19 protein-coding genes are annotated in these 19,395 nt (G+C 71.1%); 6 read left to right on the forward strand and 13 right to left on the reverse strand.

All coding sequences use genetic code 11. The features are described 5' to 3' along the window. Positions 1-28: 28 nt before the first annotated feature. From UA75_RS21955 to UA75_RS33325, 9 genes are all read right to left on the reverse strand, one after another. The gene (locus UA75_RS21955) at positions 29-625 is read right to left on the reverse strand and encodes a GNAT family N-acetyltransferase (RefSeq protein ID WP_075741870.1); all 597 of its coding nucleotides are present in this window, start codon (positions 623-625) and stop codon (positions 29-31) included. Continuing rightward, on the reverse strand, positions 622-1,416 hold the full coding sequence (locus UA75_RS21960) for a pseudouridine synthase (protein ID WP_083683460.1): 795 nt from the start codon (positions 1,414-1,416) through the stop codon (positions 622-624). The genes UA75_RS21955 and UA75_RS21960 overlap by 4 nt, the downstream gene beginning before the upstream one ends. Beyond that, positions 1,403-2,302: an SMC-Scp complex subunit ScpB gene (scpB, locus tag UA75_RS32110; protein ID WP_075744074.1), complete on the reverse strand. Its 900-nt coding sequence runs from the start codon at positions 2,300-2,302 to the stop codon at positions 1,403-1,405. Before scpB ends, UA75_RS21960 begins: the two co-directional genes overlap by 14 nt. A 140-nt stretch (positions 2,303-2,442) precedes the next feature. Further along, positions 2,443-3,288, reverse strand: coding sequence for a segregation and condensation protein A (locus tag UA75_RS21970; RefSeq protein WP_075744075.1), 846 nt, complete (start codon positions 3,286-3,288; stop codon positions 2,443-2,445). A gap of 227 nt (positions 3,289-3,515) precedes the next feature. Further along, the gene (locus UA75_RS21975) at positions 3,516-3,878 is read right to left on the reverse strand and encodes a hypothetical protein (RefSeq protein WP_075741871.1); all 363 of its coding nucleotides are present in this window, start codon (positions 3,876-3,878) and stop codon (positions 3,516-3,518) included. A 76-nt stretch (positions 3,879-3,954) separates the two neighbouring features. Then, entirely contained in the window at positions 3,955-4,896 is a 942-nt protein-coding gene (locus UA75_RS21980) for a ParA family protein (protein WP_075741872.1), read from the reverse strand. Positions 4,897-5,140: 244 nt separating this feature from the next. Next, positions 5,141-5,998, reverse strand: coding sequence for an SDR family oxidoreductase (locus UA75_RS21985; RefSeq protein ID WP_198042812.1), 858 nt, complete (start codon positions 5,996-5,998; stop codon positions 5,141-5,143). Positions 5,999-6,275: 277 nt separating this feature from the next. Continuing rightward, positions 6,276-7,181, reverse strand: coding sequence for a site-specific tyrosine recombinase XerD (locus UA75_RS21990; protein WP_075744077.1), 906 nt, complete (start codon positions 7,179-7,181; stop codon positions 6,276-6,278). A gap of 548 nt (positions 7,182-7,729) precedes the next feature. After that, the gene (locus tag UA75_RS33325; protein ID WP_157434363.1) at positions 7,730-7,873 is read right to left on the reverse strand and encodes a hypothetical protein; all 144 of its coding nucleotides are present in this window, start codon (positions 7,871-7,873) and stop codon (positions 7,730-7,732) included. A gap of 43 nt (positions 7,874-7,916) precedes the next feature. Here UA75_RS33325 and UA75_RS34070 point away from each other — a divergent pair, with 43 nt between their 5' ends. The 6 genes from UA75_RS34070 to UA75_RS22025 all read left to right on the forward strand — a co-directional run bounded on the left by UA75_RS34070 (position 7,917) and on the right by UA75_RS22025 (position 14,458). Next, positions 7,917-8,513, forward strand: coding sequence for a DUF1707 domain-containing protein (locus tag UA75_RS34070; protein ID WP_075741873.1), 597 nt, complete (start codon positions 7,917-7,919; stop codon positions 8,511-8,513). Between the two features lie 72 nt (positions 8,514-8,585). After that, entirely contained in the window at positions 8,586-10,577 is a 1,992-nt protein-coding gene (locus UA75_RS32115; RefSeq protein ID WP_157434364.1) for a sensor histidine kinase, read from the forward strand. A gap of 2 nt (positions 10,578-10,579) precedes the next feature. Further along, positions 10,580-11,284 (forward strand): response regulator transcription factor, encoded by a 705-nt coding sequence (locus UA75_RS22005; protein WP_075741874.1) that lies wholly within the window; start codon positions 10,580-10,582, stop codon positions 11,282-11,284. Between the two features lie 155 nt (positions 11,285-11,439). Beyond that, positions 11,440-12,654, forward strand: a complete 1,215-nt coding sequence (locus tag UA75_RS22015) for an alpha/beta hydrolase (protein WP_083683463.1) — start codon at positions 11,440-11,442, stop codon at positions 12,652-12,654. Then, positions 12,654-13,901: an acyltransferase family protein gene (locus UA75_RS22020; protein WP_075741877.1), complete on the forward strand. Its 1,248-nt coding sequence runs from the start codon at positions 12,654-12,656 to the stop codon at positions 13,899-13,901. Before UA75_RS22015 ends, UA75_RS22020 begins: the two co-directional genes overlap by 1 nt. A gap of 68 nt (positions 13,902-13,969) precedes the next feature. Continuing rightward, positions 13,970-14,458 carry a DUF1707 domain-containing protein gene (locus UA75_RS22025; RefSeq protein WP_075741878.1) on the forward strand — a complete coding sequence of 163 codons (489 nt, stop codon included), beginning with the start codon at positions 13,970-13,972 and terminating at the stop codon, positions 14,456-14,458. 162 nt (positions 14,459-14,620) lie between these two features. Here the strand turns inward: UA75_RS22025 and UA75_RS22030 are convergent, their stop codons facing one another. The 4 genes from UA75_RS22030 to steA form a co-directional block, all read right to left on the reverse strand. Continuing rightward, positions 14,621-15,310 carry an NUDIX domain-containing protein gene (locus UA75_RS22030; RefSeq protein WP_083683464.1) on the reverse strand — a complete coding sequence of 230 codons (690 nt, stop codon included), beginning with the start codon at positions 15,308-15,310 and terminating at the stop codon, positions 14,621-14,623. Beyond that, the gene (locus UA75_RS22035) at positions 15,307-17,016 is read right to left on the reverse strand and encodes a CTP synthase (protein ID WP_404799998.1); all 1,710 of its coding nucleotides are present in this window, start codon (positions 17,014-17,016) and stop codon (positions 15,307-15,309) included. The genes UA75_RS22030 and UA75_RS22035 overlap by 4 nt, the downstream gene beginning before the upstream one ends. A 143-nt stretch (positions 17,017-17,159) precedes the next feature. Next, positions 17,160-18,194: a copper transporter gene (locus tag UA75_RS22040; protein ID WP_075741879.1), complete on the reverse strand. Its 1,035-nt coding sequence runs from the start codon at positions 18,192-18,194 to the stop codon at positions 17,160-17,162. Then, positions 18,191-19,375 (reverse strand): putative cytokinetic ring protein SteA, encoded by a 1,185-nt coding sequence (steA, locus tag UA75_RS22045; RefSeq protein WP_075741880.1) that lies wholly within the window; start codon positions 19,373-19,375, stop codon positions 18,191-18,193. The genes UA75_RS22040 and steA overlap by 4 nt, the downstream gene beginning before the upstream one ends. Between the last annotated feature and the right edge of the window lie 20 nt (positions 19,376-19,395).

Here is a 19,395-nt window from a genome sequence, read left to right on the forward strand (position 1 = left end):
CGCCCGGCCGACTCGCCCCGCAGCCGAACTACTCCGACGACAGACGCCCCTCCGGCACGACCGGCGGCGCGGACAGCACCGCCCGCCACACGATCTCGCCGTCGATCTCCCGTTTCGTCGGCCGCAGACCGGCGGAGGCCGCCACCCGTCCCGACGCCCGGTGCTCGGGGTGGATGCAGGCCTGAAGGACCTGCACACCCCGCTCACCGAGCCACGCCGTCATGGCGAGTGCGGCTTCCTTGGCCAGCCCTCGGCCCTGCCACGGCACGCCGAGCACCCACGACACCTCGGCGGTGCCGCCCGATCGATTCGCGACGACGGTGGCCCCCACGGTGCCGACGACCCGGTCGTCGGCCCTCGTGCGCAGGGCCCAGTTGCACCAGGAGACCCCGTCCTCCCTCGGTCCCGCCAGCAGCGTGCGGTAGCGGACGCGCAGCTGCTCCGGACTCGCGGGGCTGCCGCCCATGAAGGTGTGCAGCCGGGGATCGGCCAAGGCCTGGGCCATCGGCTCGGCGTGGTCGAGGAGCAGCGGCTCCAGGATCAGTCTCGGCGTGCCGATCGCCTCGGCCCGCACCGCCGACGTCCCGGCTCGGCCCGTCCGGGGATCGGCGGCGGCGCGACTCACAGCCCGACCGCGCGATAGAGCGACCCGATCTCGGGATGGTTGAGCTTGCGCATGCTGCCCGGCCGCTGGTCGCCCAGCTTCACCTCGCCGATGGAGGTCCGCACCAACCGCTCGACCGGGTGCCCGACGTGGTCGAGCAGCCTGCGGACGATGTGCTTCCTGCCCTCGTGCAGGACGATCTCCACCATCGCCTTGGAGCCGTGGGACTCGATGACGCGGAAGTTGTCCACGCTGGCCGGGCCGTCCTCCAGTTCGACGCCCGCCTTCAGCGTCTTGGAGACGTCCCTGGCGATCGGGGCGGAGACCTCGGCGAGGTAGGTCTTGCTGACCTCGTAGGACGGGTGCATCAGCCGGTGCGCGAGGTCGCCGTCGTTGGTCAGCAGCAGCAGGCCCTCCGTGTCGGCGTCCAGCCTGCCCACGTGGAAGAGCCGCTCCGAACGGCTGGTGATCAGGTCGCCGATGCACGGCCTGCCCATGTCGTCGGACATGGTGCTGTGCATCCCGACCGGCTTGTTCAGTGCGAGGTACTCCAGGTCCTCCCGGACCACCACGCGATTGCCGTCGACGTGGATGGTGACCGTCGTCGGATCGACGCGGCGCCCCATCTCGGTGACGACCTTGCCGTCGATGCTGACCCGCCCGGCGGCGATCAGCTCCTCGGCTGCGCGACGCGACGCGATGCCCGCGCGGGAGAGCACCTTCTGCAGTCGGATGCCCTCCGGGTGATCGTCGCCGGGTGCGGCGGGGCGCTCGCGACGCGGCGGACGACTGCTGTGCTCAGAGTTGCTCATCGATGGAATCCACTTCGGGTAGCAATGGGGCGATCGGCGGGAGCTGCTCCAGGGAGGACAGCCCGAGACGTTCGAGGAACAGCTCGGTGGTCCGGTAGAGCAGACCGCCGGTCTCCGGGTCGGTGCCGGTCTCCTCGACCAGGCCACGACCCAACAGGGTACGGATGACTCCGTCGACGTTCACCCCGCGTACTGCGGCCACTCGGGATCGTGTGGTCGGCTGCCGGTAGGCGATCACCGCCAACGTCTCCAGCGCGGCCCTCGTCAGCTTCGCCCGCTGCCCGTCGAGCAGGTATCTCTCGACATAAGGCGCGTACCGATCACGGGTGTACAGGCGCCAGCCCTCGCCGATTCGACGGAGTTCGATGCCGCTCTCGGCCGCGTCATACCGCGTGGCGATTCGGCGCAGGGCCGCCGAGATGCGCCCGGCAGGCTGATCGAGCGTCCCCGCGAGCAGCTCCTCACCCGCCGGGACGTCCACGACCAGCAGCAGGGCCTCCAACGCCGCGTCGAGGGCGGGGTCGTCGGTCAGGTCGGGGGCGTCGTCTCGCGTCGAGGACATCCGGTCTCGCGCGGCCGATGGGGCCGACGGGGCCGGTGTGGCCGGGGGTGCCGGTGCGGCCGGGGATGCGGCCGCCCCCGCAGGCGGCGCAGGCACGTCCGGGTCGGGCACCTCGGGCTGGGGAACCGCAGGCTGGGGCACGTCGGGCACGGGGGCGGCGGGTTCTGGAACGTCCGGGACCGGCACGTTCGGCACCGGCACCTCGGGGCCCGGCTGGTCGGGTCTCGGCTGCTCGGGTTCCGGCTGCTCGGGTTCAGGGTGCTCGGGTTCAGGGTGGTCCGGTTCCGGCTGGGCCGGTTCCGGTACGAGCGGGTCGGGCCCGATCGGATCGGGCACGGCGGGGTCCGGCACCGTCGATGCGCTCGAGATCGATCCCTGGTCCGCACCTGTGCCCGCGAACAGACCGGCAGTCCCGGTCGGCGACGACGAGTGGCCGCGCCGCCCCTCGTCCGCGCTCTCCTGATTCACCCGTACTCCTCGTCCTCGACGCCTGCCCGATCGGACTCGGCGACCGCCCTGGCATGCTCGACGCTGCCGCCGACCCACCGCACCCGCAGGTCGCCCAGCGGATCGGTCTGGTCGAAGAGCACCGAGGTCTCCCGGTACAGCTCCAACAGGGCGAGGAACCGAGCGACCACCTCCACGGTCTGCTCGCAGTCCTCGGTGAGCTCGGCGAAGCTCGCCTCACCGCGCTCCGCGAGCAGGACCCGCAGGTACGCCGCGTGCTCCCGCACCGACACCCTCGCCATGTGCAGGTGCTCCAACGACACGGCAGGCGGCGGGCGCGGCCGGAACACCGCGGCCGCCACCTCGGCGAATCGATTCGCGTCGACGCCGAGGAGCACCTCGGGCAGCAGTCCCTCGAACCGCTCCTCCAGGGTCACCGACCTCGGGTACCGCCGGAACGCGCCCGCCTCCAGCTCGCTGAACAGCGCCGCCACCTGCTTGTAAGCGCGGTACTGGAGCAGTCGGGCGAACAGCAGGTCCCTGGCCTCCAACAGTGCCAGATCCTCTTCGTCCTCCACGTCCGCGGCGGGCAGCAGCCGCGCCGCCTTGAGGTCGAGCAGGGTCGCCGCGATCACCAGGAACTCGGTGATCTCGTCGAGGTCCCATTCCTCGCCCAGCCCTCGGATGTGGGCGATGAACTCGTCGGTGACCTTGTGCAGGGCCACCTCGGTGACGTCCATCCGATGCTGCGAGATGAGTTGCAGCAGCAGGTCGAACGGTCCCTCGAAGTTGTGCAGATGCACGGTGAACCGACCGCCGTGCGGGGCGGGGTCGGCCGGCGTCGAGGCCGGGTCGAGGGTCAGTTCTGTCTCGGGATCGAGGGGGCCTGCCCGGCCGGGATCGATCCGCGTCTCGAGCTGCACCGGATCGACCGCCCCGGACGTCGACCCGACGTCGGCGGCGGACGCTGCCGGAGACGCCGGAGACGCCGGAGACGCCGGAGACGCCGGAGACGGATCAGACCGGCCAGGCTCGCCGCCTGGCTCCGTCGCCGCCACGGGCGCGAGCACCGGTTCCCGCTCGCGACCGGTCATCCCGCCGCCTCCCCGCGCAGCCGCTCGACCAGGATCGAGTCGGCGCCGCGCGCCTGAAGGTCGGCCAGCACGACCGCGACGGCCTCCCGGACGACCCGACCTCGATCGGCGGTGACGCCGTGTTCGGCCAGCAGCACGAGCCGGGCCCGTTCCAGCGCCACCAGTTCCTCGGACGAGACGTAGACGGTGATCTTCGTGTCGTGTCGCCTGCGGCCGGAGCCGCGGGTCACCGCCGTGTCGACGGCAGGGGACAATACGTCGGGCACGTCGGTCGAGGCCTCGCCCGAGGGCCGGCCGGTCTCCGGCGTCGTGGACCTGAACAGCTCGGCGGCACCCGGTAGTGCGGCGCGTCGGGTCACCTGTGCTCCCGGCCTGCCTTCGAGTGCCACGCCCCGCTGCGGAGTCCCGCCGCGAGAGACGAGACCACGAGCCCGGTCATCGCGCGATCACCTCGCGCGCCAGCGCCCGGTAGGCCTTCGCGCCCGCCGAGCGGGGTGCCCAGCGAGTGATCGGCTCCCCCGCGACCGTCGTCTCCGGGAATCGCACCGTCCGGTTGATCACCGTGTCGAACACGATGTCGCCGAAGGCCTCGACGACTCTGGCCATGACCTCGCGGGAATGCAGGGTACGAGGATCGAACATGGTGGCGAGTATTCCGGTGATCTCCAGATCCGGATTCAGCCGCTCCCGCACCTTCTCGATGGTGTCGATCAGCAGTGCCACGCCACGCAGACTGAAGAACTCGCACTCCAGCGGAATGAGGACGCCGTGCGCGGCGGCCAGCGCGTTCACGGTGAGCAGGCCGAGCGAGGGCTGACAGTCGACCAGGATGTAGTCGTAGTCGGCCAGTACCGGCCGCAGGACCCTGGCCAGCGCCTGCTCCCGGCCGACCTCGACCACGAGCTGGACCTCGGCCGCCGACAGGTCGATGTTGCTGGGCAGCAGGTGCATGCCCTCGGTGGAGGTCTCCTGCACGACCTCCTGAACGGAGACCTGTCGCTCCATGATCACGTTGTAGATGGTGGTGTCCAGATGATGCGGATACACGCCGAGACCGACCGACAGGGCGCCCTGCGGGTCAAAGTCGACGAGCAGCACCCGTCTGCCGCACTCGGCCAGTGCCGCGCCGAGGTTGATGGTCGAGGTCGTCTTGCCGACCCCGCCCTTCTGATTGCACATCGCCAGCACCGTGGCGGGGCCGTGCCGGTCCAGTAACGGCGGGTCGGGAACGTGACGGCGGGGCCTTCCGGTGGGCCCGATCTCGCCCTCGAGTGCCTCAAGGGCCTCTTCCTCGGTGGGGTCGGCTGCCCTGGGCGTGAGGCCCAGGTCGACCGCCGCACCACGCGGCCGACCGGCCGAAGGCGACGGTGTCGACATGGTGGCTCGCTCCTCGCATCCAAAGGTTCTCGTGCGGCGCAGCCCGGTGGCGCTTGTTCACGCCTTGCGAAGCCGCAGCGGAACCGTTCTGCCTGCGATCCAACCACCGCCGGGCGCGACCTGATCGCCAAGCCCCACTCCTGCCGCACTCTAAGCGGCAGGCGAAGAAGCGGCAACGCACCTCGCCGTGGCCACATCGCAAGCTTGCCCGCCGCAGGTCGGACCGCGCAGGAGAATCGATGGATCAATTCCGCGTGAGCAGTTCCACACTGTCGGGATGAGTCCGCAGGAATTCCGCCAGGGACAGCGGATTCCGTCCGGTGAGCTGGGCCACGACATCGCCGCGCACGGCCATCTCGCCGGTCGAGATCGCCGCGTAGGAGGTGACCCAGCCCTCCAATTCCCAGTCTTCGGCACCGTGACCGGACCGGGATGCCTTCGCCTCGGCCAGTGTCTGTTCCTGGTAGGTGATGGGGCGGTGGGCGAAGGTGGAGAGCACCGCCGCCGATCGGGCCAGCGTCAGCAGTTCCGGACCCGTGACGTCGTAGACCCGGCCCGCATGACCGGTTCCGGTGAGGACCGACCGGGCGACGCGGGCGACGTCGTCGCGGGAGACCCACGCGACCTGGCCGTCGCCTGCCGGCCCCCTGATGACGCCGTCGTCGGCCACCCAGGTGGGCAACAGGTCCAGGTAGAGACTGGGCCGGAGGAAGGTGAACTCGACGCCGCTGGCGCGGATGTACTCCTCGGTGCGGAAGTGATCCCTCGCGAAGGTGAACGTCGCGTCCGGGTCGGCGCTGAGGAACGACAGGTACACGAGGTGTTCGACGCCGGCGGCGACGGCGGCGTCGACCGCCGTCCGGTGTTGCGGCACCCGCTCCGGGTCGGCGTCGGCGGAGACGAGGAAGAGGGTTCGCACGCCGTCGAACGCGGCACGCATTCCGTCGGCGTCGGAGTAGGAGGCAGCGCGGACCGACGATTCCGGCAGCTCGGGTGCGCGTCCGGCGTCGCGGACCACCAGCCGGGTCGCCGTGCCCTGGTCCGCGAGCAGCCGCGCGATTCGGCCGCCGACTGCTCCGGTGGCTCCGGTCACCCCGATCATCGAACCTCCTACCCGAGCGGCATCCCCTGAATGCGGGATGGATTCACGTTAAGACCTCCTCGGGTTTCCTGCCTCATGATCAGCCTCACCGCAGGCGACGGCCCGTCTGCTCGGCAGCCCCGCGATCGAGAAAATCCGCATCAAGGGCTCTCCGTCTGCCCGACGGTGCGCCGCGACGGCCGGAATCGCACGCATCCCCGTTCCCGATTCCGACGCGTACTGACGATCGCCTGCTCCGCACGGCGGCGCGGCGCCCGACGCGACATGCGCGGGCGACTCAGTCGGGGTCACGCGCGCGAGGATGCGCGAGCGCGTAGACCTCCCGAAGCGCGTTGATCGTGACCAGCGTGTAGACCTGCGTGGTGGTCACGGAGGCGTGGCCGAGCAGTTCCTGCACGACGCGCACGTCCGCGCCCGCCTCCATGAGGTGCGTCGCGAACGAGTGCCGGAGGGTGTGCGGCGAGACGGAGTCCGCGAGGCCCGCCGCTGCGGCGGCGGTCTTGAGCACCTGCCAGGCGCTCTGCCGCGACAGACGCCCGCCCCTCGCGTTGAGGAATAGCGCCGGGCCGCCTCGGCCCGCCGCCGCCGACGTCGGCCTGCCCCGCACCAGGTAGGCCTGCACCGCCGCCAACGCGGGTCGTCCGATGGGGACGAGTCGCTGTCGTCCGCCCTTGCCTGCCAACAGAACGGTCCGCCCTTCGGTATCGACGTCGTCGACGTCGAGACCGACGGCCTCGGAGATCCGGGCTCCCGTCGAGTACAACAACTCCACGACGGCGCGGTCACGCAGTCCACGCGGATCTGATCCGCCGCTGCCGTCGATGAGCCGCAGCACATCGTCGACGGGCAGGGCCTTGGGCAGCCCGCGCGGGATGCCGGGCGGCGAGACCTCGGCCGCCACGTCGACCGCGACGACTCCCTCCCGATGAGCGAATCGGTGCAGCCCGCGCACCGCGATGAGCGCCCTGGCCGCCGATCCCGCCGACAGCGCCGGTCGGGACGGCCCGCCCTCCCGAAGGGCGGCGACGTGGGCGGTGACGTCCGCACGAGAGACGTCGGCCAACGTCGTCACCTCCCTGGCGGCGAGGCTCCGCAGATAACGACGCAGGTCCCGGCCATAGGCGTCCAGGGTGTTGCGGGCGGTGCCGCGTTCGACCGCCAGATGGTCGAGATACTCGGTCAACCGTCCGACGAGCTCGTCGGACGGCTCTGGTTCGTCCGGGTCGTCGCAGGCCTGAGCGGCTCCGGGGTCCCGGGGATCAGAAGAGCCGCGCCCGACGTCGTTCGCGCCCCCGAGCCGGTCGGGCCCGGCGGTCTGCCGAGCAGCGGTCTCCGCAGGACGAACTCCGGCCGAGGCCCGGTCCGCCGGGGCCGCCGACGCCTCGATCTCCGAAGAGCCTGTCTCGACCTCCTGACCACCGGTCATGTCCGCACCGCCCGTGGTCTGCCGAGGCACGTCGGCCCGTCGTCGCGCCGTCGACCAGGGAACGCAGCCGCCAGAGCCCAGGACACGACGAGGCAGACGACAGGCGGCCCGGCTTGCTCGCCAAGCTCCGTTCCCGCATCGGCGACACCCCGAAACTGACGGCCGCGAACGGCGGAGGTCCGCCATCTCGGTCGGGGCCGCCCGCACCGGCGCTCGTGACAGGCGACCTCGCGGGGCACGCCGATCCGCATCGAAATCCCTTCGACGGGTCCCGGCAGGCAACGGCCTGCCGCCGACGCCCCAGCCTAGGGTCTGCTCGGCGCGGGCCGCCGCGCGATCTCCTCGGCCCAGTGGTGACGCCCTGGAGTCTCGTCGGGGCCGTCGTGCGCCTCATGCACCTCGCGCGCCGACTCGAGGTCGGGGCAGCCCTGGGCTCGGATCAGGGACATCACCGATCCCGCGCGGCTCGCCGTAGGCCTACCGTCTACAGGCATGGCCTCCTTCGCCAACACCAACGGTCTCCGCATCGGCGACGCCGAGCGCGGACAGGCGATGCAGTTCCTCGGCGACCACTTCGCCCAGGGCAGGCTGACGATAGAGGAGTACGAGGAGCGGATCGGGGCCGTGACCCTGGCCCGCACCCGCTCGGAACTCATCGTGCTGTTCAACGACCTGCCCGGCACTCACCAGCTGGCTCCCGACCTCACGGTGGGCGAACCGGAGCGCACCCCGGCCCCCGCGCCGACGAAGACCACCGGCACAGCGCCGAGCATCGGGGACTCCCTCGGCCCGTTCGTCCGGTCGGCGGGCGAACTCGCCGACTCACTCGGCCGTTCGCTCAACCGCGCGATCTCCTCCGGAGACGTCCAACCTGCGGCGGGCGAGTCACCGAGGTATCGCGTGTTGGCGGGCGTCCTGCAGATCGTGCCGTGCTTCGGCGCAGGTCGGTTCTACACCGGTCACGTCAAGCTCGGGCTGGCCCAGTTCCTGCTCTCCTTCATCGGGGTCGGCCTGCTCTGGTCCTTCGTCGACGGCGTGCTACTGCTCGCCCACGGCGGCGAGGACGCCGAGCGGCGCGCGCTGCGCTGATGCTCCGGTAGGGGTTCGAGTCACCTCCGCAGTCCGATGTCGCCCAGTGTGGAAAGACTTAGCATCGGCCCGGTGACAACGGAGGCACCGACGAGGAACACCGACAAACCGGAGCGGCTGCAGCCACGTGCCCTGATCAGAGTGGCGACCCTGGTCCTGCTGACCGGTCCGGATCGTTTGCTGGGCACGCCACGTCCACGGATGTCGCGTCTGCTTCGTTGGACGATGTCGCCACTCGTCACCGCCTTGCTCTTGGCGAACGTCGCATTCGGTGTGTCCCGGCTCGATCCGCTCGTGAGCAGCCCCGGACCCGGGGCAGACGCCCCGCTCGCACCGGTACCTCAGCTAGCGCTGCTGGCCTCGGCGGGCATCTGCGCCTTCGCCTTCTTTCGACCGCTGATCGCCTGGCGGCTGGCGACGGCCACGATGGTCGGCTGGGTGTTCCTCTTCCATGAGGTCCTCGGCGACCTGCTGCCCTTCTGGTCGAACTACCTCACGGTGATGTTCCTGGTCGCCTTCCGCCATGCGAAGTGGATCGCGGTGACGACCGCGACATGCGGATTCGGGCTGTTGCTGTCCGTACTCCCCCTGGCGATGGACGAGGCCGTCGGCACTTTTCCGGTCACCGAGCTGCTGCTGTCCGGCGTCATCGTCGTACTGCTCGGCGGCGTCCTCGGCCGGTTCCGCACCAGCGCCGTCCTCCAGAGCTCTCCCACCGCCGAGGGCGAGGACCCCGAGGGGCATGCCGAGCGCAGGCAGCGGGAGGAGCTCGCCGGGCTCGTCGCCGAGACAGGCAGGGCCGTGCGGTCCTGGGCACGCACGGCGGGCGCGCTGCTGTCATTGGTGCTGATCAGCGGCACCGATACCGCACTGGCCCGGCGCGGACACACTCCACGCCGATGGCGACGCCAAGTCCGCGTGCCGTTGATCGCCGCCTACGCACTGACCGTGACGATCGCAGGCGTCGACAACTTCGCGGACCAGCAGGACACCATCTGGCCCGAGATCCTGGCATTCGCAGGCGGCGGGATCGCCGTCCTGGCGTTCGTCCTGCCCATGGTCGCCTGGCGAGCCAGCATCCTGGCGATCGTGACGGCCTTCGTCACCGTTCCGGCGGACCTCGGGCGGATGCTGCCGATGTGGGTGGTCGTGCTGACCGTGCTGTTCCTGGTCGCCTACCGACACACCGCGCGGATCGTACTGGTGATCCTGGCGGTGACCTGCGTGGTCGTATGGATCAGCGCGGCACTGGCCGAACGATCGTGGGGGATGATCAACCTCGGCGGAGTGCTCGTCTCCGCGATCGTGGTGGCGCTGCTCGCCTACTCCCTCGGCTCCGCGCACCGGGCCCGCCGAGACCTCGCGGCCGAGGAGCAGCGCACCTCCGAGGCACAGGCCGAACAGGTGCGGCTCAGCGAGCGCAACCGGATCGCCAGGGAGATGCACGACGTGGTGGCTCACCACATGTCGATGATCGCGGTGCGATCCGAGACCGCCCCCTACCGCCTGCCCGATCTGTCCGAGTCCGGCAGACAGGAGATCGCCGAGATCGGCGAGGCCGCCCGCGCAGCGATGTCGGACATGCAACGACTTCTCGGCGTGCTCCGCGACGCCGATCACCAGCCCGCCCGCGCGCCGCAGCCGGGCCTGAACGATCTGGCCGACCTCGTCGCCACCAGCGGCGACTCCGGCATGCCGGTCACGATGAGCCTGCCGGACGGCCTGGAACAGGTCGTCGGCGAGGCCTTGGGCCTGACCGCATACCGCATCGTCCAGGAGGCGCTGACCAACGCAAGCCGCTACGCCCCCAATGCGCCGATCCGGATCGATCTGACCCGCGACGGGGCTAAGCTGATCATTACGGTGCGGAACGAACCACCGTCCGAACCGCCACAGGTCGCAGTGCGCCGATCGGGCGGCGGGCACGGCCTGACCGGCATGCGGGAGCGGGTCGACCTGCACCGGGGAACGCTGACGGCGGGTCCGACCGCGAGTGGCGGCTTCCAGATCCGGGCCGTGCTGCCTCTGACCGACGACGCACCGTCCGACGACGCCGAGGAGTAGAGATGATTCGCGTCCTGGTGGCAGACGACCAGGCGATGGTGCGGGAGGGGTTCTCGGCGCTGCTCGCGGCTCAGTCCGACATCGAGGTGGTCGGCTCGGCCTCCGACGGTCGCGAGGCGGTGACCGAGACCCGGCGGCTGACCGGCGAGGGCGTCGGGCCGGACGTGGTGTTGATGGACATCCGGATGCCCGTCCTCGACGGTCTCGCCGCGACCCGACTGCTGATGGACCTGCCCCGTCCGGCCGACAGCTCGCCGCCTCGCGTGCTGGTGCTCACCACCTTCGACCTGGACGACTACGTCTACGAGGCGCTGCGCTCCGGCGCCAGCGGCTTCCTGCTCAAACACGCTCCGTCGGCCGATCTGCTGGCCGCCGTCCGGGTTGTGGCCGAGGGCGAGGCACTGCTCGCTCCCTCGGTGACCCGGCGGCTCATCGAGGACTTCGTCCGGACGCGGCCGGTGGAGCCGCCGCTCCGAGGAGGGCCTGGTCGCCCCGATCCCCTCCGTGCGCTGACCGATCGGGAGACCGAAGTGCTGACCCTGGTCGCCAGAGGTCTGTCCAACACCGAGATCGCAGGCCGCCTCGTGCTCGCCGAGCAGACGGTGAAAAGCCATGTCAGCCGGGTCCTGGCCAAGCTCGGGGTGCGGGACCGAGCCCAGGCCGTGATCGCCGCCTACGAATGCGGGCTGGTGACGGTCGGCTCCTGACCCGTACCCGGGTAGGGGTACGAACCGCCCGTAGGCCACCTCTCGTAGCACCTCGGATTCGCTACCGTCGCGGGGCGATTCGAGCCCGCTCAGCCTCTTAGCGTTCAGCCCGATCGATCACGAAGGCGGATCGGTCGGGAAGGACGACGAGGATCATGGGCACCAGAGAACGAGCGGTTCGGCAGCTCCGATCGATCGGCCGCCCGACGGCTGCGGTGCTCGGCCTGAGCGTGCTGGTCGGCCTCACCACGGCACCCGCATCGACGGCGGCGGCCCCCTTCGCGCCCGCAGCCTCGGCGGCGGCCGCCTGGGCGCAGGATCGTTCACAGGGCAGGCCGCTGCCGCCGCCTGATGCCGAGCCCGCCGTGATCGCCGCGTTCTTCGCCGCCACCGGTCCGGCCGAGGCCGAACGTCTGGTCGACGCCCATCCCGCCGTGCTGGGACAGCTGGACGGCGCGCCCGCCGCGCTGCGGTACGCCGCGAACCGGCACCGCTCGGACGAGTCGGAGCCTGCGGCCGGACCCGACGAGGCAGCGGTCCGTCAGGAGCAGCTGTTGCTGTTCGATCCGCAGGGGCGCGGCCGGGTCGCCGTGGTGCTGGGCGATCTGGACGAGGCGCGGGACGTCGCGGTGCTCGTCCCCGGTTCGGACGTGGACCTGGCTCGGTTCGCCGAGTCGGAGCTGCCGCTGCGCAGGCCGATGGGCATGGCTCGGGCGCTCCATGACGAGCTGACCACCCGGTCCCCCGGCACGCAGACCGCCGTCATCGCCTGGCTGGGCTACCAGACGCCCGAGGGTATCGGGCTGGACGCCGTCGGCGGGCGGCTGGCGCGTGCCGGCGCCCATGAGCTGGTCGACTTCGCCACCGGCCTGCGGACCCAGAACCCGGACCAGCGGATCAGCCTCGTCTGCCACAGCTACGGCGCGGTGGTCTGCGGTCTGGCCGCGCCCGAACTCGCCGCCGACGAACTCGTGTTCCTCGCCGCACCAGGCGTCCGCGCCGAGTCGGTGGAGGAACTGGACACCGAGGCACGAGTCTGGGCAGGCCGAGGTGAGAACGACTGGATCTCGGCCGTCCCGAAGCTGCGTCTGGGGGACCTCGGTCACGGCGGCGACCCGACGGTCGAGACCTTCGGCGCTCGCAGCGTGCCTGCTCGGGACGTCGCAGGACATGACGGCTACTTCGAGCCGGGCACCGACTCGTTGACCGCCGTGGCCGAGATCGTGCTGGGCTCCGCCGCGCCCGATGTCGCGGCCGTGTCCGCCGAGGCGGCCCCGGAACCTGGCGTTGTTCCCGGCGACTCCCCGGTCGGCGCAGCAGGCCGCCCGGCGCCGCACCCGACTGACGACGCCCACTCGGCGGTGCGCTGATGACGACCCGTGCCCGGCCCCGGGACCCGTCGATCGACCTCGTCCGTGCGGTCGCGGTGTGCGGAGTGGTGCTCGGCCACTGGCTGGTCACTCCCCTGACTGCGAGCCGGGACGGGTTGGTCGCAAGCAGTCCGCTGGCATCGCTGCCGACGCTGACACCGCTGAGCTGGCTCCTCCAGCCTCTCGGCCTGTTCTTCCTCGTCGGTGGCTACCTCGCCTCGGCAGGGCGGCGAGCAGGGCGAGGGGAACGGGCCTGGCGGCTGGGGCTGCGGCGATTCGTGCTCCCGGTGGCAGCCCTGTGCGGCGGTTGGGCCGTGGTGTTCGCCGTGCTCGCCGTACGCGGCCTGCCGCAGCAGACGGTGGTCACGACCGCACAGCTGATCGTCTCCCCGCTGTGCGTCCTCGGCGTCTACCTGCTGCTGCCGGCCGTGACACCGCTGGCACGGCGGCTGGACGCCCGGTTCGGCCTGGCGGCCGCGCTGCTGCCCGCCGCCCTGGCACTGCTGGCGGAGGCCGTGGCCGCGACGTCGCCCAGCGGGCTGGCGCAGGCCGTGGGTCTGACCACGGTGGTGACCGTGTGGTGGGTTCCGTGGCAGCTCGGCACGGCGTTGGCCGCCGGACGGCGACCCGGCAGGCTGTCGAGTGCGGTGCTGGTCTGCGTCGGGGTCCTCGGCATGGCGATCGCGGTGACGGTCTTCGGCTACCCGGCGGCCGGGATCGGCGTTCCCGGCGCCGAGCGGTCCAACCTGCTCCCGCCCTCCCCGGTCGCGCTCGCGCTGGCCGTCGCGCAGATCGGCCTCGTCCTGCTGCTGTGGCAGCCGTTGCACCGCATCGCGACACACCCGATCATCACCCGCGTGGTCACGGTGCTGAACCAAGACGCCATGGGGATCCTCCTGCTGCATCAGAGCGCCCTGGTCGTGGTGAGCCTCGTCGCCGCACGGGCAGGCGTGCTGCCCGGCCTGCACACTGTCGCCGACGACCCCGGCTGGCTGCTGCTGCGGCTGGCCTGGCTGCCGGTGTTCGCGCTGGTCCTCCTGCTGCTCCTTCAACTCACGGCACTCGGTCCTCGGCGGGTTCGCAGGCGGCGGGGGACTGTCCCGACGCGGGAGCCTGAGATCACGACGGCCTCAGCGTGCGCAGCTACGACGATCGGCAGGCTCGAGGACCCGGACTGCCCTGCCGTGCCCGGCGGCGACGGACGGCCGCGGCGAGAGCGGAGCATCCACGAAGGGACTCGGCCATGACCGGCCGTCTCCGTCGGGAAAGCAGACAGTGATACTCGGTAGGGGTCGAAGGGCGCTACGGTGATCCAGTGGCAGGCGCAGACAATCTCCATCAGAAAAGAATCGGCACCACGGAACGCGAATCAGCCGTGAGTGCGCTCGGCATTCATCTCTCCGAAGGCAGGTTGAGCCTGGAGGAGTACGAACAACGGCTCACACACACGATGGACGCGAAGACGAACGGGGACCTGCTCGCGATCTTCAGCGACCTGCCCGTCCCGCATCCGACGCTGCCGGGTGTGGCGACGCTCCGGCCCACCGCACCGCGTCCCCCGCAGGCACCGCCTCCGTCCGACGTCGTCGTCTACTCGTCGAAGTCGAAGATCGCCGCAGGCGTCCTCCAGCTCATTCCGAGTTTCGGCATCGGCCGCTTCTACACCGGACACATCGGAATCGGCCTGGCCCAGCTTCTGCTGACGCCGGTCTTCGGCATCGGCGTCCTCTGGTGCTGGATCGACGGAATCCTGCTGATCGCCAACGGCGGACGCGACAGCCGGGGCCTTCCCCTCCGCGACTGATCGCCTCGGCGACCGAACGGCAGGCATCGCATCGGGCCCGTTCCCGGCCGGGTCGGGCACCGATGCACTTCGCCGAAAGGCCCGAGTCCTGCCGAGACGGCCTCTCGACCGGAGGGCACGGCGAGGCGATCGACTCGCCTCGCCGTGCCCGCGCAGCCTCGATCAGTCCGAGCCCGCCGTGCGCCTCGCCCATCGAGTCGGCCGATCCGGCCACGGCGCGGTGGTCTCTCTGGCCTCGGCCAGGCCCGTCAGCACGGCGCGCGCCGCCAGCAGACCCGCCGAGGTCGAGGCGTTGACGATCTCGCCTGCGACCACCATGCGCACCGCCTCGTCCAGAGGCACGCGATGCACCACGAGGTCGGCCTCCTCATTGCCCTCGGCGGTCATCTCGGCCACCTCGTGCAGGTCGAGGGCGAGGAAGACCCGGACCACCTCGTCGGTGAAGCCCGGCGAGGCGGCGACGTCGACCAGCACCGACCACCGCGAGGCCGACAGCGCGGCCTCCTCGGCGAGTTCGCGCCGCGCGGTGTCCACCGCAGGCTCGCCCGCCACGTCGAGCAGTCCCGCAGGCAGCTCCCACAGTCGTCTGCCCAACGGATGCCGATACTGGTGGATCAACACCACCCGGCCCTCGTCGTCGACGGCCACGATCGCGACCGCACCGGGGTGCTCCACGACCTCACGACGACCCGTGCCGCCACCCGGCATGGCGATCTCGTCGACGCGCAGGGCCATCACTCGGCCCTGGTACAGGTCCTCGCTGCCCACGATGCCGAACTCGTGGGCGCCCCGAGTCCGCCGCACGCCGTCGGACGACGAGGCAGGCGGCGAGGACGGGTCGGACGGCGTCATCGAGACGCTCCGGCCTTGCTCGGCGCCGCCTCGGGCAGCTCCACCGGAAGCCGCTCCTGCGCCTTGTAGTCCGCCGCCGCGCGCACGAAGGCCGCGAACAGCGGATGCGGCCGCGTCGGCCTGCTCTTGAGCTCGGGATGGGCCTGCGTGCCGACGAAGAACGGATGCACGTCGGCAGGCAACTCCACGAACTCGACCAGCCGGTCGTCCGGCGACAGGCCGGAGAACACCAGGCCCGCCTCGGCCAGCCGCTCCCGATAGGCGTTGTTGACCTCGTAGCGATGCCGATGCCGCTCGGAGACGTCGGTGGCGCCGTAGGCCTTGGCGGTCACCGTCCCGGCCACCAGCCGCGCGGGGTAGGCGCCGAGCCGCATCGTGCCGCCCATGTCGCGCTCCCCCGCGACCACGGCCTCCTGATCGGCCATGGTGCTGATCACCGGATGCACGCAGTCCTCGCCGAACTCGGCCGAGTTCGCCCCGTCCAGGCCCGCGAGGTCTCGCGCCACGTCGATCACCATGCACTGCAGCCCCAAGCACAGGCCCAGCATCGGAATCCCGCGCGTGCGCGCGTACCGGATCGCGCCGACCTTGCCCTCGATCCCCCGCACGCCGAATCCGCCGGGGACGAGGATTCCGTCGACGCCTGCCAACGCCGCCGACGCACCCGCGTCGGTGTCGCACTGGTCAGAGGGGACCCAGACGATCTCCACCTTGGCATGGTGGGCGAACCCGCCCGCCCGCAGTGCCTCGGTGACCGAGAGGTAGGCGTCCGGCAGGTCGACGTACTTGCCGACGAGCGCGACCCGCACCGTCTCGGCGGGCTGGTGTACCCGGTCGAGCAGGTCGCCCCACACCCGCCAGTCGACGTCCCGGAACGGCAGACCGAGCCTGCGGACTACGAAGGCGTCCAAGCCCTCGGCGTGCACGACGCGCGGGATGTCGTAGATCGAGCGCGCGTCGGGCGCCGCTACCACGCCGTCGGTGTCGACGTCGCACATCAGGGCGATCTTGCGCTTCAGCGCCGCCGGGATCTCCCGGTCGGACCGGCACACGATGGCATCGGGCTGGATGCCGATGTTGCGCAGCGCGGCCACCGAGTGCTGCGTCGGCTTGGTCTTCAGCTCGCCGGACGGCGCCAGGTACGGCACCAACGAGACGTGCAGGAAGAAACAGTTGTCGCGCCCGAGGTCATGCCGTACCTGACGGCAGGCCTCTAGGAACGGCAGCGACTCGATGTCGCCCACCGTGCCCCCGACCTCGGTGATCACCACGTCGGGGGTGATCCCGTTCTCGTCCGGCTCGGCCATCGCCCTGATGCGGGACTTGATCTCGTCGGTGATGTGCGGAATGACCTGCACCGTGTCACCGAGATACTCGCCGCGCCGTTCCTTCGCGATCACCGTCGAGTACACCTGGCCGGTGGTCACGTTCGCGCGACCGGACAGGTCGCGGTCCAGGAATCGTTCGTAGTGGCCGACATCGAGGTCGGTCTCGGTGCCGTCCTCGGTGATGAACACCTCACCATGCTGGAAAGGGTTCATCGTGCCGGGATCGACGTTGAGATAAGGGTCGAGCTTCTGCATGGTGACCCGAAGGCCACGGGCCGTGAGCAATTGCCCCAGGCTGGATGCCGTCAGCCCCTTCCCGAGGGAGGATGCGACTCCTCCCGTGACGAACACGTGCTTGATCGTGCGTGCCTGCAGCACCAAGAGGGCTCCCCGTGGTTCCCGATTCACCGACCGTCACCGGATCGGACTAGCTTCTGGGAGGACGGCGTGATACCGATCCACGGGGTCTTAACGTAACACCACGTGCCATGAACGGCCCACTCACGGGGCCGGATCGCAGGTCATCCGCCACCGGCCCCCGCCGGAACGTCGTCGTCGACAGCCGCCGCGTCACGCCCCTCGGCTGCGGACTCCGGCTCGGGCGGCGCACCGCCCGCAGGCGCCTGTGCGTCCGGGGCGGGCCCCTGTGCACCCTCCGCGACGCCGTACTGACCGGCCGCGCCCTCGTTCTGCTCCCGCAGCGCCAGGATCACCGCGATCCGACCCGCCGCCCGGTCCACTTCGTCCACTGTGGACAGGCTTCCGGTGACCGCTCGATCGGCCCGCACAAGCCCCACCGAGCCGGTCCCCGTCGCGGAGCCCGCCCGGCCCGCGAGGACGGCCCCGGCGCCGGACCGGTCGAGCTGGGCGGCGAGCCGGGCCACCACTGCGGCACGGTCCCCGGCAGCGTTCGCGGCACTGACGCCGCCGTCGAGGACGAGGACGAGCCTGCCCGGCTCGACATCGCCGCCCGCCTGGACGAAACCGCCGTCGACCAGCCCGCCGAGTGCCGCTGCACTCTCCTCGGCAGACGCCTGCGGCTCGTCGGTCTCGGGGTCGGTCGACAGCAGCGCACCCAGCAGGCCGCCCGCCAGCGTCCCGGGGTCCACGGCGGCAGGCAGCTGGGCCCCGGCGGGCAGCACGCCCCGCACGAGGTCACGCAGCTGGTCGGCCCGAGCCGGATCGGTGAAGCCGTCGGTGAGCTGGATCTCACCGGACACGGTGCCGCCCGCCGCGCCGATCAGCTCGCGGATCGCATCCCGGTCGGCGGCGTCGGCCTCGACCGTGCTGACCAGCGCCACGCTCTGCCCGTCGAGCGCTCCGGCCACCGTCTGGCCGCCGACGGCGGCGGTGAACGCCTCGGCGTCGCCCAGCCGAGCGGCCAGGTCGTCACGCTCCGTCTGCAAGGTCGCGATCTGCTCGGCGGACGACGGCCCGTCCGAACCGATCCCCGCGAGCAGCCGATCGGCGACCGCCGTGGACCCCAGGACCACGCCGACGGCCAAGGCCAGGAACACCGAGGCCATCGCGACCAGGTGATAACGCAGTGTGATCACGAGAACAGCCCCTTCACCCAGCTGTTGAAATCGGTCATTCCGTCGATGGCGATCTGGCCGTAGACGGGTGCGAGCCCGGAGACGGCCACCGCCGTCACCAGCACCGTCGCGACACCCGCCAGCAACAACGCCACGGCACCCGAGGTGACCCGGCTCCGATGCAGCACGGAGACGGCCTCCGCGTCGATCAGTCGCCCGCCCAGCCGGAGCCTCGTCAGCACCGTCGACGGATTCGACCCGGTCCGCCCCCGGTCCAGGAACTCGTGCAGCGTGGCCTCACAGCCCACCGCCACGATCAGCTCGGCGCCCTTGTCCTCGGCGAGCAGCAGGGCCAGGTCCTCCGGATTGGCCGTAGAGGAGACGGTCACCGCGGGCAGGCCGAGATCCTGGGCGAGATCGAGCCCCGGTGCCTCACCACTCGGCCAGGCCGGCACCACCAGCTCGGCACCACAGCGCAGCGACTCCACGGAGATCTGCTCCGGGTCGCCGACGATGACGTCCGGCCGCAGCCCCTGCGCCCGCAGCGTGTCGGCGCCCTGCTCGACGCCGATGAGCACCGGTCTGGACTCCTTGACGAACCGGCGCAGCCGCCGTAGATCGGCCAGGTGATCGGGCCCCGGCGCGACGACCACCACTCGCCGACCGCGAAGGTCGACGCCCAGCTCCGGCAGACCCGCACCGTCCAGCAGCAGCGCCCGTTCCTGCCGGAGGAACTCCGTCGTGTTCGCCGAGAACGCCTCCAGCTGCGCGGACATCCCCGCCTTGGCCTCGACGAGCTGATCGGCCACCGAGTCGGCGGTCTGCTCCACGCCCTTGCCGACCACCAGGTCGCCGGAGTACAGGACGCCCTCGTGCAGCCGGACCCGCGCCCCGTCCCTGACGGTGAGCAGCAGATCGTCGCCGACGTCGTCGACCAGCGGGATTCCGGCGTCCAGCAGCACCTCGGGACCGAGATTGGGGAAGCGTCCGGAGATCGAGGTGGCCATGTTGACCACGGCGGCGGCCCGCGCCGCCACCAGCGCCTCGGCGGTGCGTCGATCCAGGTCCACCTGATCGATCACCGCGATGTCGCCGGGACCGATCCGACGAAGGAGGTCGTCGCCGTGTCGCTCGACCCGAGCCACACCGATCACTCCGGGCAGGTTCTGCTTACGCCGAGTCAGCAGGCCGGTGAACTTCATTCGCCGATGGTGACAAGGCT

The organism is Actinoalloteichus sp. GBA129-24, assembly GCF_001941645.1.
GTDB lineage: Bacteria > Actinomycetota > Actinomycetes > Mycobacteriales > Pseudonocardiaceae > Actinoalloteichus_A > Actinoalloteichus_A fjordicus.